The organism is Geodermatophilus poikilotrophus (genome assembly GCF_900111455.1).
Classification (GTDB): Bacteria; Actinomycetota; Actinomycetes; order Mycobacteriales; family Geodermatophilaceae; genus Geodermatophilus; species Geodermatophilus poikilotrophus.
The window spans coordinates 274,461-287,918 of sequence record NZ_FOIE01000001.1 but is presented as its reverse complement, the minus strand read 5'-3'; the positions used below and the strand labels follow the sequence as shown (position 1 = coordinate 287,918).

The window sequence follows — 13,458 nt, the reverse complement described above, 5'->3', positions numbered from 1 at the left end:
ATGCCCGGCGCCCTCCCGGTGCTGGGCGCCGGCAAGGAGTGGGGTGGTGGCCCCCGCGCCGGTGCATTTCCGTTATCCCCAACTCCCGCGCCCACGGGGTCGGCCGAGCCGAACGGGGGAGACGCGCCTAACGTGGGAGCCATGTCCAGCCCCGCTGAGCGGTACGCGGCTGCCCGTCGGCGCGGTGCCCACCCCGCACTGGCCGACTTCACCGCGGAGCTCGGCTTCTCCCTCGACCCCTTCCAGGTCCAGGCCTGCGAGGCGCTCGACGAGGGGTCCGGCGTCCTGGTCTGCGCGCCGACCGGCGCAGGCAAGACGGTGGTCGGGGAGTTCGCCGTCCACAAGGCGCTGACCGAGGGGCGCAAGGCCTTCTACACGACGCCGATCAAGGCGCTGTCGAACCAGAAGTACAACGACCTCGCCGAGCGCTACGGCGAGGGGAAGGTCGGCCTGCTCACCGGGGACAACGCCATCAACGGCGACGCCCCCGTGGTGGTGATGACCACCGAGGTGCTGCGCAACATGCTCTACGCCGAGTCCCCGGCGATCGACGGGCTCGGCTACGTCGTCATGGACGAGGTGCACTACCTCGCCGACCGCTTCCGCGGCGCGGTGTGGGAGGAGGTGATCATCCACCTCCCGCAGTCGGTGACCCTGGTGTCACTGTCGGCGACGGTGAGCAACGCCGAGGAGTTCGCCGACTGGCTGGTCACCGTCCGCGGCCACACCGAGGTCGTCGTCAGCGAGGTCCGGCCGATCCCGCTGTGGCAGCACATGCTGGTCGGCAACCGGGTGTTCGACCTGTTCAGCCTGCGCCCGGCCGCGCACGCCGCCGAGCAGGGCGACGACCCGCGCGGGCAGTCCACCCGAGAGCGCGGCGCCAGCGTCGTCGACCCCGAGCTGGTCCGCTACGTGCGGGAGCACGAGCGGCGGATGGACACCTGGGGGGGTGGCAACGGCGGCTCGCGCCGGGAGCGGGACTGGCACAAGCCGCGCTACCGGCCGCCGGCTCGTCCCGACGTCATCGAGCGGCTGGACCGCTCGGGCCTGCTGCCGGCGATCACCTTCGTGTTCAGCCGCAACGGCTGCGACGCGGCGGTCGACCAGTGCCTGCGGGCCGGGCTGCGGCTCACCGACGAGCACGAGCGCTCGGAGATCGCCGCCATCGTCGACGAGAGGACCGGCTCGCTGCCGGAGGAGGACCTGCACGTACTCGGCTTCTGGGAGTGGCGCGAGGGGCTGCTGGCCGGGCTGGCCGCACACCACGCCGGCCTGGTCCCGGCGTTCAAGGAGACCGTGGAGGAGTGCTTCGTCCGCGGTCTGGTCAAGGCCGTGTTCGCCACCGAGACCCTCGCCCTGGGCATCAACATGCCGGCGCGCACGGTCGTCCTCGAGCGGCTGGTCAAGTGGAACGGCGAGGCGCACGTCGACGTGTCGCCGGGCGAGTACACCCAGCTCACCGGACGGGCCGGGCGGCGCGGCATCGACGTCGAGGGGCACGCCGTCGTCGTGTGGGCGCCGGGCATGGACCCCTCGGTCGTCGCCGGGCTGGCCAGCACCCGCACCTACCCGCTGAAGTCCTCCTTCCGGCCCAGCTACAACATGGCCGTGAACCTGGTCAGCTCCTTCGGGCGCGCCAACGCCCGCGAGCTGCTGGCCTCCTCCTTCGCCCAGTTCCAGGCCGACCGCTCGGTGGTCGGGCTGGCCCGCGCCGCCGCCCGCCACGAGCGGGACGCCGAGCGCTGGGCCGCGGAGATGCACTCCGAGAGCGGCGACGTCGCCGGGTACGCGCGGCTGCGCCAGGACATCGCCGAGCGGGAGAAGGAGCTCTCCCGCGACTCGGCGGCCAAGCGCCGGATCGAGGCCTCCGACGCGCTGGCGGCGCTGCGGCCGGGCGACGTCATCCGCGTGCCGTCGGGACGGCGGCAGGGGCTGGCCGTCGTCCTCGACCCCGGGGTGACCGACCTGACCGAGCCGCGCCCCCTGGTGCTCACCGAGGACAAGTGGGCCGGGCGCCTCGGCACCGTGGACTTCCCGACGCCGGTCACCGCGCTGGCCCGGGTCCGGGTCCCCAGGAACTTCAACCACCGCAGCCCGCACGCCCGGCGGGACCTGGCCGCCACGCTGCGCAACGCGCGCGTGGAGAACGACCTGGGCGCGCGGCGGGTCAGGCAGCGTTCCGCGGCCGCCGACGACCCGGTGCTGCACGACCTGCGGCGGGCGCTGCGGGCCCACCCCGTGCACGCCCTGCCCGACCGCGAGGAGCGCGTGCGGGCGGCCGAGCGCTGGCTGCGGGCCACCCGGGAGGCCGAGGCCACCCACCGGCGGATGGCCGAGCGCACCGGCTCGCTGACCCGCCAGTTCGACCGCACCTGCGACGTCCTCGAGGAGCTGGGCTACCTGGTGCCCGACCCGGCGGCCCCGCCGGTGACCGCGGGGGAGGACCCGGTGGACCACGAGGTCGCCCCCGTCGTCACCGACGACGGCCGGCGGCTGGCCCGCATCTGGTCGGAGGCCGACCTGCTCGTCGCCGAGTGCCTGCGCTCGGGCGTGTGGCGCGGGCTGACCCCGGCCGAGCTCGCCGCCGCGGTGTCCACGCTGGTGTTCGAGGCCCGGCGGGAGATGCCCGGCCAGCCGGCGGTGCCCGCCGGCAAGGTGGCGGCGGCGATCGCCGAGATGCGGCGGATCCGCGCGCGGCTGCAGGACGTCGAGCTCGACCACGGTGTGCCGGCCGGCCGCGACCTGGACCTCGGCTTCGCCTGGGCGGCCTACCGCTGGGCCGACGGGCAGAGCCTCGACCGGGTCCTGGCCGGGGCCGAGCAGGCCGGCACCGAGCTCTCCGGCGGGGACTTCGTCCGCTGGGCGCGCCAGCTGCTGGACCTGCTCGACCAGCTCGCCAAGGTCGCCGACGGTCAGCTGGCCACCACGGCCCGGGCGACGGTGGACCGGGTGCGGCGCGGCGTGGTCGCCGTGGCGGTCGGCGGCTGAGCCGCAGGTGGGGCAGGATCTCCGACGATGACCAACCCCCCGCACGGCGATCCGCCGCCGGGTGAGCCCCGTCGGCCGCAGCCGCAGCAGCCGTGGCCGCAGCAGCCCGGTCCCTGGGGCCCGCCGGCGCCCGGTCCGTACGGCGGGCAGCCGCCGCAGGGCCAGCCGCCGTACTGGGTGGGCCAGCCGCAGCCCGGCCAGCCGCAGCACGGGCAGCCCCCGTACGGCCAGCCGCAGCACGGGCAGCCCCCGTACGGCCAGCCGCCGTACGGGCCGCCGGCGCCGCAGCGGCGTTCCCGGAGGGCACTGGTGGCCGGCATCGTCGTGCCGGCCGTCCTGCTGCTCGTCGCCGTGGTGCTCGCCCGCGTCTTCGCCGACACCGTGCTCGACACCGGGCGGGTCGAGGACGACGTCGCCGCGCAGTTCGAGGAGATCGAGGGCGTGGCGATCGACCTGACCTGCGACGACGAGATGCAGGTCGAGCAGGGCGCCGACTACGAGTGCACCGGCACCACGGCCGACGGCGAGGAGGTCACCCTGCGCATCGTCATCACCGACGAGACCGACGCCTCCTACACCTGGGAAGAGGTCTAGAGCTCAGCCGAGCACGTCCTCCGGCCAGCCGAGCGCGGCGCCCAGCCGCCGCAGCGAGGACTCGATGCCGTGCGCGGCGGCCAGCGCCGCCAGCGCGTCGGGATCGGCCGGCCGGCGGGGGAGCGCACCCTCCACGGCCGGCAGGTCGATGTGGCGGGCGACGGCGACGACCACCGGGGCGGCGTCGAGGTAGTCCGCGCCGGCGTGCAGCTTCCTGAGGACGGCGGCGGTGAGCGGCGGCTTCGGGACGACGGTGCGCGCGGCGGCCTCCCGGATGCCGGCCAGGTCGCCGAACTCGGTGATCAGCGCCGCCGCGGTCTTCGCGCCGATGCCGGCCACCCCGGGCAGCCCGTCGCTGGGGTCGCCGCGCAGCACGGCGAAGTCGGCGTAGGCCCGCCCCGGGATGCCGTACTTCGCGGTCACCGCCGCCTCGTCGACCAGCTCGAGGTCGGTGATGCCGCGTGCGGTGTAGAGCACCCGGACGCCGCGCTCGTCGTCGACCAGCTGGAACAGGTCTCGGTCGCCGGTGACGACGTCGACCGGGCCGCGCGCGCGGGTGGCCAGCGTGCCGATGACGTCGTCGGCCTCGTAGCCGGGCGCGCCGACCCGCGCCAGCCCCGCCGCGGCGAGCACCTCGACCAGCACCGGCACCTGCGGGCCCAGCTCGTCGGGGGTCTCCTCCCCGCCGTCGGGGGACAACCGGTGCGCCTTGTAGGACGGCAGCGCCTCGACGCGGAAGGCCGGGCGCCAGTCGTCGTCCCAGCAGGCGACCAGCCGGTCGGGCGCGTGGGCGGTGACCAGCCGCGCGGTCATGTCCAGGAAGCCGCGGACCGCGTTGACCGGGCGCCCGTCCGGCGAGGTGACGCTGGTCGGCACCCCGTAGAACGCCCGGAAGTAGAGGGAGGCGGCGTCCAGCAGCATCGTCGTCACGACTCGGGACGGTAACGGCCGGGGGTGACCGGCGTATCCGCTGGTTAGGCTGCGAGTCGTGCCCTCTCCGACCGCATCCGGGCTGGTGACCCCCGACCGCGTGCACGCCGCGCGAGACCTCGCCGCGGCGACCGGGGTCGACCTGCTCGTCGTCACGCCGGGCCCGGACCTGCGCTACCTGTGCGGCTACGACGCCCACGCGATGGAGCGGCTCACCGCGCTGGTGGTGCCGCGGCGGGGGGAGCCGTTCCTGGTCGTCCCCCGGCTGGAGGCGCCGATGGTCGACGCCGGCCCGGCCGGCGGCCTCGGCCTGGAGGTGCTGGCCTGGGACGAGACCGACGACCCGTTCGCGCTGCTGGCGCAGGCGGCGACCGGCCGGCTGGGCGCCGCGCCGGCGCGGGTCGCGGTCGGCGACCGCACCTGGGCGCTGCACGCGCTCGGCGTCGCCGGCGCGCTGCCGGGGGCGGCCCTGGAGCTGGCGAGCCCGGTCGTCGACCGGCTGCGGATGGTGAAGACCCCGGCCGAGGTCGCCGAGCTCGCCGCCGCCGGTGCGGCCATCGACCGGGTGCACGCCCGGATGGGGGAGTGGCTGCGGGTCGGCCGCACCGAGGCCGAGGTGGGCGCCGACATCGCCGCGGCGATCCTCGCCGAGGGCCACGTGTCGGTGGACTTCACCATCGTCGGGTCCGGGCCCAACGGCGCCAGCCCGCACCACGAGCTGTCCGACCGGGTGGTGGAGGACGGCGACGTCGTGGTCGTCGACATCGGCGGCGAGACGGCCACCGGCTACCGGTCGGACTGCACCCGCACCTACGCGGTCGGCCGCGCGCCGGGACCCGAGGTCGCCGAGTGGTACGCCGTCCTGCAGGAGGCGCAGCGCGCCTCGACCGCCGCCGTCCGGCCCGGGGTGACCGCCGAGCAGGTGGACGCCGCCGCCCGGGACGTCATCACGGCGGCCGGGTGGGGCGGGTACTTCATCCACCGCACCGGGCACGGGATCGGCCTGGACACCCACGAGGCGCCCTACATCGTCGCGGGCAACGACCTGCCGCTGGAGCCGGGGATGGCGTTCTCCGTCGAGCCGGGCATCTACCTGCCCGGCCGCTGCGGCGCCCGCATCGAGGACATCGTCGTCTGCACCGACGACGGCGTCACCGCGCTCAACGAGGGCCCCCGTGAGCTCGTCGTCCTCGCCGGCTGATCCCGGCGGCGGGCCGCTCACCTCCGGCGACGTCGACCGGGCGCTGCTCGCCGCGCTGGCCCGCGACGGCCGCGCCAGCTACACCGAGCTCGCCGAGAAGGTGGGCCTGTCGGTGTCGGCGGTGCACCAGCGGGTGCGCCGGCTCGAGCAGCGCGGGCTGATCACCGGGTACCACGCCAGGCTCGACGCCGCGTTGCTCGGCCTGGGGTTCACGGCGTTCGTCGCGATCACGCCGACCGACGCCGCCTCGCCCGACGAGGCGCCGTCCCTGCTGGCGCACCTGCCCGAGATCGAGGCCTGCCACTCGGTGGCCGGGGTGGAGAGCTACCTGCTCAAGGTGCGGACGTCGTCCCCCGACGCGCTCGAGGCACTGCTGCGCACCATCCGGCAGACCGCCAGCGTCACCACGCGGACGACGGTGGTGCTCTCCACCTTCTACGAGGACCGCCCGCCGCTGTAGCCGGTCCGCGCGTTGGACAGCTGCTCGAACGTGTGTTCGGATGACCGCCATGCGGTGGGACGCCCAGCGGCTGGACGCCGACGAGCCGGCGACGCTGCCGGGCGTGCCGACGGTGCGCGGCCTGCTGCGCAGCGTGCAGGTGGCGGAGTTCCCCGGGCTGACCTTCCACGAGGTGCGCAGCAAGAGCGCGCTCAACGAGGTCCCCGGCGACTCACCCATGCCGTTCCGCTGGACGATCAACCCCTATCGGGGCTGCTCCCACTCCTGTGTGTACTGCTACGCCCGGAGCACGCACCAGTGGCTGGAGCTGGACACCGGCCGGGACTTCGACAGCCAGGTCGTCGTGAAGACCAACCTCGTCGACGTCCTGCGCCGCGAGCTGGCCCGTCCCTCGTGGAAGCGCGAGCACGTGGCGCTGGGCACCAACACCGACCCCTACCAGCGGGCCGAGGGGCGCTACCGGCTGATGCCCGGCGTGGTCTCGGCGCTGGCCGGTTCCGGCACGCCGTTCTCGATCCTGACGAAGGGCACGCTGCTGCGGCGGGACCTGCCGCTGCTGGCGTCCGCCGCCCGCGACGTCCCGATCGGACTGGGCGTCTCCCTGGCGGTCTGGGACGACGACCTGCACGCCTCGCTCGAACCCGGGGTGCCCAGCCCGCGTGCCCGCCTGGAGCTGGTGCGGGCGATCGCCGACGCCGGCCTGTCCTGCGGGGTGTTCCTGGCCCCGGTGCTGCCCGGTCTCACCGACCGCCTGGCCGACCTGGACGCCGCGCTGCGGGCGATCGCGGAGGCGGGTGCCAGCGGCGTCACCGTCGTCCCGCTGCACCTGCGCCCCGGTGCTCGCGAGTGGTTCTCCGCCTGGCTGGTCCGCGAGCACCCGCAGCTGGTGCCGCGTTACCAGCAGCTCTACCGCCGCGGCGCGGTGGTGGCTCCGGAGTACCGCAGCTGGCTGGCCGGGCGGGTCGCCCCGCTGCTGGCGAGGTACGGACTGGGCCGGCAGGCCGGGGGAGCGGCCCGGGGTGTGGACGCGCCGGCCGGCATCCCCGGGGACGGGGACAACCGGTTCCCGGCCGGCAGCCTCCCGGCGACCCGGCAGGGCGCCCGGCCGGCCCCGGGACGCCCCGGTGCGGCACCGGCAGCTGAGCAGCTCACGCTGCTCTGACGCCGAGTTCCCCGACGCGCGCCGAGGGCTCGGTTGCGCGGTCATCAACCGTTATCCCCAACTGACCAATCACAGAGCCGACAGGGGCCGAGCAGCGACCGATGGACGAAGGCCCGCGAAGCGTGGCGCTCCACCGCTCGTGCGCCCAGTGGCGCGTGCGGGCACTCCAGGACGCCTGCCCGCGCGCCCGGCGCCGGGCAGGCGCAGCACCACGGTGCACCATTCGAGGGCAGCGGCCAGGTGGGGACGTCCGGGCGCCGATGTCGGGGTGACCGGGCAGGCGTGGGATGTGTGCCGGCCGCACGCGCCCTCGCGTCGTCCCGGCCGCCCGTCCCCGTGGTCACGGCTGAGCGGCGGTGGGTCGTGGGAGGCGCGTCCGGCCTCCGTACGGCGATCGTGCAGGCCCCGTGGCGGACGGGCCGGAGCCGGTGCGGTGACGAGCCGCCCAGCGAGCGGTGCGTGCTGCTCCACCGGGACGTTCAGCGGCAGTCCACCGGGTCCCCGCACCCCGTACTCCCGTTATCCCCAACAAAGGCGCTGACACCCAGAGAAAAGCACAAGCCGGTGACCGGGGGAGGGGACCGGACCTCGCGCCGCCGGGAGCCGGCGTCAGGAGCGGCGCCCGCCGGCGGCCTCGCGAGCGGCACGGGCGGCACTGCGCTTGGCGCGCACGGCACCGCGCGGCGCGACCGGCTCGGCGCCCCCGGCGAGCGCCAGGCGGCGGTAGGAGTCGTAGGAGAGGGTCAGGTACTGCACGGACAGCGCCTCGGCCCAGTCCTGCCGTGACGGTGGCGCGGTCATGCACAGGTGCTGCGCCGTCCGCACGGCGTGCTTGGCGAAGGTCACCTGCAGCGCCTGGGTGGACAGCTGCGCCCCGACCGCCGAGGCCAGGCCGGGGCCGCGGCGCAAGGCCGGCAGCACCCAGGGGCTGTCGGCGAGCGCCGGGAACCGGGCCCGGCAGGACTCCCAGGCGTGCCACGCGGTGAGCGCGCCGGGCACCGACCACTCGCCGTCGTCGGTGCGGACGACGACCCGGCGTGCCGTCGGGTGGACCTGGTCGCGTCGCAGCGACCGGAACTGGCCGACCGTTCCGGGCCAGCCCAGGGCGAGCGCGCACCACGCCACGGTGCGCAGGTGCTCGGGGTCCTCGGTCCTGATCTGGGAGAGTGGCCGCAGCTCCAGGGTCTGCGGATCGGGCTCCGGCGTGCGCACCACCGGCAGCGCGATGCCGCCGTAGCGGGCCACCTTGCTGTAGAGCGCGACGGTGGCCGGTTTCCAGCCGCGGGCCGCGGCGATGGGGTCCATGCCCTCCTCGACGAGGGAGTCCGGTCCCATGCCGACCTCGAGCGCGGCGTCGACCAGGCGGCGCCACTGGGCCTCGTAGCCCGGCGGTACGGGCAGGCGCTGCCAGGCCCGCTCAGCGGGCGGAGTCGGCATCGCCGGCAGCGGCGGTTCCCAGCGGTTCGACATGACACCACTCTACCGTTATGCCCAACAATTGATCAACTCACTCGGTGGTCCCGCCAGCAAACCCCGGACGGCGCCTCCGGCGCCGATGCACCAACCGCCCTGCCGGCTCGGCGAGCGGCGGCACGGGGCGGCGGTGATGCTGGTCGCCGTGCGCACGGTGGGTGTCGAGGAGGAGCTGCTGGTCGTCGACCCCTCCGGGCGGCCGGTGCCGCTGGGGCCGGCCGCGCTCGAGGTGGCGGCCCGTCGCGGCGAGGGGGAGACGGTCGAGGAGCACGACCGGGCCGGGCGCGGGGACGACGAGGCCGGCGGCGGGGACCCGGTCGGCCGGCTGGTGCCCGAGCTCAAGACCCAGCAGCTGGAGTACGGCACCCGCGTCTGCTCGGGCCTGGACGACGTGACCGCCGACCTGCGGCACTGGCGGGGGCGGGCGGACGCCGCGGCCCGCGACGTCGGTGCCCGGGTGGCCGCGCTGGCCAGCTCGCCGGTGCGGGTCGAGCCGCAGTCCACCCCGGGCGAGCGCTACACCGAGATGGCCGAGACCTTCGGCCTCACCGCGGCCGAGCAGCTGACCTGCGGGTGCCACGTGCACGTCGCCGTGGAGGACGACGAGGAGGGCGTCGCCGTCCTCAACCGCATCCGCGTGTGGCTGCCGGTGCTGACCGCGCTGACCGCCAACTCGCCGTTCTGGCTGGGCCGGGACAGCGGGCACGCCAGCTACCGCGCCCAGGCCTGGAACCGCTGGCCGTCGTCCGGGCCGAACGAGCTGTTCGCCGACGCTGCCGCCTACCACCGGCTGGTCGGGGAGCTGCTCGCGACGGAGACGATCGTCGACACCGGGATGGTCTACTTCGACGCGCGCCTGTCCGAGCGCTGGCCCACCGTCGAGGTCCGGGTGGCCGACGTCGCGCTGCGCGCCGAGGACGCCGTCACGCTGGCCGGGCTGGTCCGCGGGCTGGTGGAGACCGCGGCCGGGCAGTGGCGGGATGGGGCGGGGGCGCCTGCCGTCCGCAGCGAGGTGGTGCGGATGGCCGCCTGGCGGGCCAGCCGCTCGGGTCTGACCGGGGACCTCGTGCACCCCGCCACCGGGCGCCCCGCGCCGGCCGGTGCGGTCGTGAGGGCGCTGCTGGAGCACGTGCGGCCCGCGCTGGCCGCCACCGGGGACGAGCAGCGGGTCGCCGACGGCGTCGCCGCGGTCCTCGACCGCGGCACCGGGGCGGACCTGCAGCGCCGGGTGTTCGCGGCCACCGGTGACCTCACCGCGGTGGTGCGTGCGGCGGTCGAGGCCTCGCACACCTGAGCGGCGCCCAGGGACGGCGGTTATCGTCCCGCCATGTACACCGCCAGCTGGGGTGACGTCGTCCGCCGGGACCTCTTCGGCCCGCGCCCGGATCCCCGCGACCGTCCGTACCGGTTCGTCATCCGGCTGGCGCTGGTGGTGTTCCGGCTGTTCCGCTTCCGCTTCGACGTCCGCGGTGCCGAGCACGTGCCGACGTCCGGCGGCGCGGTGGTCTGCAGCAACCACGTCAGCTACCTCGACTTCACCTTCCTCGGCCTGGCGGCGCTGCCGCAGCACCGGCTGGTGCGGTTCATGGCCAAGGCCTCGGTGTTCCACCACCGCTTCTCCGGGCCGTTCATGCGGGCGATGCACCACATCCCGGTCGACCGGAAGGCCGGAGCGGCCGCGTTCGACCTCGCCGTGCGCGCGCTCAAGGACGGCGAGGTGGTGGGCGTCTTCCCCGAGGCGACGATCAGCAGCAGCTTCCGGGTCAAGGAGGTCAAGGCCGGCGCCGCGCGGATGGCGATCGACGCGGGCGTCCCGGTGATCCCCGCGGCGGTGTGGGGGGGTCAGCGGCTGTTCACCAAGCACCACCCGATCGAGTTCCGGCGCGGTGTCGCGGTCACCGTCGTCCTCGGCGACCCGATCCGCCCCGAGCCCGGCGAGGAACCGCGCCGGCTGCTGCAGCGCATCCGCACCGCCATGGAGGAGCTGCTCGACGAGGCGCAGCGCACCTACCCCCAGTCTCCGGCCGGGCCCGAGGACCTGTGGTGGCAGCCGGCGCACCTGGGCGGCACCGCGCCGACGCCGGAGGAGGCCGTGCGGCTGGACCACTCGGACGTGCGCGGCACGCGGAAGAAGGCCGGCCCCCTGGCCACGGCGCGCCGGCTGCTGCGCCGCCGCCGGTCCCGCTGAGTCCCTGCGCGAGCTCCGGGGCCGGCCCCGTCCGGAGGCTCGCCGCGCGCCGGCGAGCGGTGGGGGGGGCGGGTCCTCCCTCAGTCGACGACCGCGGGCGCCATGAGCCGGAAGGCGTCGAGCTCCACGTCGTACCAGCGCCGCATCCGGCCCAGCGGGGTCATCCCCAGCCGGGTGCAGACCGCCACCGACGCGGCGTTGCCCGGCCGGACGACGGCGTAGACCTCCGGCAGTCCCGCCTCGAACCCCCGGGTGATCACCGCCCGCGCCGACTCGGTGGCGTACCCGCGGCCCCAGTTGTCCGGGTGCAGGTGCCAGCCGACCTCGACCTCGCCCACGCCGTCGGGCAGGGGCTTGAGGAGCACCGTGCCGGCCACGGCTCCGGTGTCGGCGCGCTCGAGCGCCCAGATGCCGAACCGGCCGTCGGCCTCGGCCACGGCGCGCCAGCGCGCGACCAGCTCGACCGGGGTCACCGACGGCGTCCCGCCCAGCCAGCGGGTGACCTCGGGGCGGCCGTAGAGGTCCACCAGGCGCGCCAGGTCGTCGCGGCACGTCGTCCACGGGCGCAGCCGCAACCGGGCGGTGCGCAGCTCGCCGCCGTCGGCCGTCACGCCGTCCTGCCTACCGCCGGACGCTCTCCCCGGCCACCGGGCGCGGACCCCCGGACGTGGAGCGGCCGGGCGCCGTGGTGTCCTTCCGGGGCGCGGACCGCGCACGACGGAGGGGACGAGAGACGTGACGGAACGGGACGGAGGCGGCAGCAGCCTGCTGGTCACCGACGTGACGGTGGGCGACCGCGCCGGCCGGGCGGTGCTGGTGGCGGGCGGCCGGATCGCCTGGCTCGGGGACGCCGCGGACGCGCCCGTCGCCGCGCGGCTGCTCGCGGGGGAGGGCGCCCTGCTCACCCCGGCCTTCGTCGACGCGCACGTGCACGCCACGGCAGCCGGTCTGGCGATGACCGGTCTCGATCTCCACTCCAGCGTCAGCCTCCGGGACGCCGTCGCGGCGCTGCGCACCCACACCTCGGCGACACCCGAGGGCGTCCTGCTCGGCACCGGGTGGGACGAGACCGGCTGGCCGGAGGGGCGTGGGCCGACCCGGCACGACGTGGACGCCGTGGTCGGTGACCGACCGGCCTACCTGGCGCGGGTCGACGTCCACTCCGCCACCGTCTCGACCGCGCTGCTGGAGCGGGTGCCGGGCATCGCCGCGCTGCCCGGCTTCCACCCCGACGGGCAGCTGCGCCTGGACGCCCACCACGCCGCCCGGCGGGCGGCCTACGGCGCGGTGGACGCCGTGCAGCGCGGCGCGGCGCAGCGGGCCACCCGCGCCGCTGCTGCCGCGCTGGGCATCGGCAGCCTGCACGAGATGGCCGGGCCCGAGGTCTCGGGGTCCGACGACCTGGCCGGCCTGCTGGCGATCGCCGCCGCGGAGCCCGGGCCGCGGGTGCTCGGCTACTGGGGGGAGCTCGCCGAGCGCGGCGGGCTGGAGGTGGTGCGCGACCTCCGCCTGGCCGGCGCCGGGGGTGACCTGTTCTGCGACGGCGCCCTCGGCTCGCACACCGCCGCGCTGAGCCGTCCTTACAGTGACCGACCCGAGACCGCCGGGCACCTGCGCTTCGACACGTCGTCGCTCGTCGAGCACGTGCGGGCCTGCACCCGTGCCGGCGTGCAGGCCGGCTTCCACGTCATCGGGGACGCCGCCGTGGAACAGGTGCTCACCGCGGTCGGCACCGTGGTCGAGGAGCTGGGCCGGGCCGCGGTGCGGGCCTGCCGGCACCGCCTCGAGCACGTCGAGATGGTGGCTGCCGCGGCGGTGGACCGGTTGGCCGAGTGGGGCATGGTGGCCAGCGTGCAGCCGGCCTTCGACGCGGCGTGGGGTGGGGACGCCGGGATGTACGCCGAGCGGCTCGGGGTCGACCGGGCGATGGACACCAACCCCTTCGCCGACCTGCTCGACGCCGGTGTCCCGCTCGCCCTCGGCAGCGACGCCCCGGTCACCCCGATGGACCCGTGGGGCGGGGTGCACGCGGCGGTCGACCACCGGACGCCGGCGTCGGGGCTGCGCCCCTACGACGCCTTCGACGCCGCCACGCACGGCGGCTGGCACGCCGCCCGCGCCGAGCACCCGCAGGGGCCGCTGGCCGTCGGCGCGCCGGCCGACCTGGCGCTGTGGGCGACGACGGAGACGCTGTCCGCGGTCCTCGCCGGACGGGCCCGGCCCGCCTGCCGCCTCCTGCTTGTCGACGGCGCCGCGGTCGCCGGCCCCGCGACCTAGGGGACCTCCGGGTCGCGGCCCGCCGCGGACCGCGGCGCCACCCTCCTTGCAGTGCCTGCAGTTCCACCCGGGGTGCGCCGCCCGGGCGCCGATCCGGGGTCCGGCACGGACGGGTGACACCCGACGTGGTCGACCGCCGGTCGGTCCCGGGATGGGATGCTGGGTCGCGGACCACGGGTGCGGAC

The 13,458-nt window shown here is 76.1% G+C and carries 11 protein-coding genes; 8 read left to right on the top strand and 3 right to left on the bottom strand.

Annotated elements, in window-relative coordinates:
* The first annotated feature begins 141 nt into the window (after positions 1-141).
* Positions 142-2,988, top strand: a complete 2,847-nt coding sequence (locus tag BMW27_RS01285; RefSeq protein WP_091437925.1) for a DEAD/DEAH box helicase — start codon at positions 142-144, stop codon at positions 2,986-2,988.
* A 27-nt stretch (positions 2,989-3,015) separates the two neighbouring features.
* Complete coding sequence (locus tag BMW27_RS01280; RefSeq protein ID WP_091437923.1) at positions 3,016-3,582, top strand: DUF4333 domain-containing protein; 567 nt, start codon at positions 3,016-3,018, stop codon at positions 3,580-3,582.
* A gap of 3 nt (positions 3,583-3,585) precedes the next feature.
* Here the strand turns inward: BMW27_RS01280 and BMW27_RS01275 are convergent, their stop codons facing one another.
* The gene (locus tag BMW27_RS01275) at positions 3,586-4,503 is read right to left on the bottom strand and encodes a 5'-3' exonuclease (protein WP_091437919.1); all 918 of its coding nucleotides are present in this window, start codon (positions 4,501-4,503) and stop codon (positions 3,586-3,588) included.
* Between the two features lie 67 nt (positions 4,504-4,570).
* Here BMW27_RS01275 and BMW27_RS01270 point away from each other — a divergent pair, with 67 nt between their 5' ends.
* Genes BMW27_RS01270 through BMW27_RS01260 form a run of 3 tightly spaced genes read left to right on the top strand, consistent with a single transcriptional unit; the run spans position 4,571 to position 7,335 of the window.
* Positions 4,571-5,713, top strand: a complete 1,143-nt coding sequence (locus BMW27_RS01270; RefSeq protein ID WP_245743243.1) for a M24 family metallopeptidase — start codon at positions 4,571-4,573, stop codon at positions 5,711-5,713.
* On the top strand, positions 5,688-6,173 hold the full coding sequence (locus tag BMW27_RS01265; RefSeq protein ID WP_091437912.1) for an Lrp/AsnC family transcriptional regulator: 486 nt from the start codon (positions 5,688-5,690) through the stop codon (positions 6,171-6,173). Before BMW27_RS01270 ends, BMW27_RS01265 begins: the two co-directional genes overlap by 26 nt.
* 40 nt (positions 6,174-6,213) lie before the next feature.
* Complete coding sequence (locus BMW27_RS01260) at positions 6,214-7,335, top strand: Rv2578c family radical SAM protein (protein ID WP_245743242.1); 1,122 nt, start codon at positions 6,214-6,216, stop codon at positions 7,333-7,335.
* Between the two features lie 609 nt (positions 7,336-7,944).
* On the opposite strand, the gene BMW27_RS01255 is transcribed toward BMW27_RS01260, so the two are convergent.
* Complete coding sequence (locus BMW27_RS01255; protein WP_091437909.1) at positions 7,945-8,805, bottom strand: hypothetical protein; 861 nt, start codon at positions 8,803-8,805, stop codon at positions 7,945-7,947.
* 148 nt (positions 8,806-8,953) lie between these two features.
* Between BMW27_RS01255 and BMW27_RS01250 the strand changes: the two genes are divergently transcribed.
* The gene (locus BMW27_RS01250) at positions 8,954-10,102 is read left to right on the top strand and encodes a carboxylate-amine ligase (RefSeq protein ID WP_245743241.1); all 1,149 of its coding nucleotides are present in this window, start codon (positions 8,954-8,956) and stop codon (positions 10,100-10,102) included.
* A gap of 33 nt (positions 10,103-10,135) precedes the next feature.
* Positions 10,136-10,996, top strand: coding sequence for a lysophospholipid acyltransferase family protein (locus BMW27_RS01245; protein ID WP_091437905.1), 861 nt, complete (start codon positions 10,136-10,138; stop codon positions 10,994-10,996).
* Positions 10,997-11,076: 80 nt separating this feature from the next.
* Here the strand turns inward: BMW27_RS01245 and BMW27_RS01240 are convergent, their stop codons facing one another.
* The gene (locus tag BMW27_RS01240; protein ID WP_091437902.1) at positions 11,077-11,607 is read right to left on the bottom strand and encodes a GNAT family N-acetyltransferase; all 531 of its coding nucleotides are present in this window, start codon (positions 11,605-11,607) and stop codon (positions 11,077-11,079) included.
* Positions 11,608-11,731: 124 nt separating this feature from the next.
* Here BMW27_RS01240 and BMW27_RS01235 point away from each other — a divergent pair, with 124 nt between their 5' ends.
* Positions 11,732-13,273, top strand: coding sequence for an amidohydrolase (locus BMW27_RS01235; RefSeq protein ID WP_091437900.1), 1,542 nt, complete (start codon positions 11,732-11,734; stop codon positions 13,271-13,273).
* Positions 13,274-13,458 lie beyond the last annotated feature (185 nt).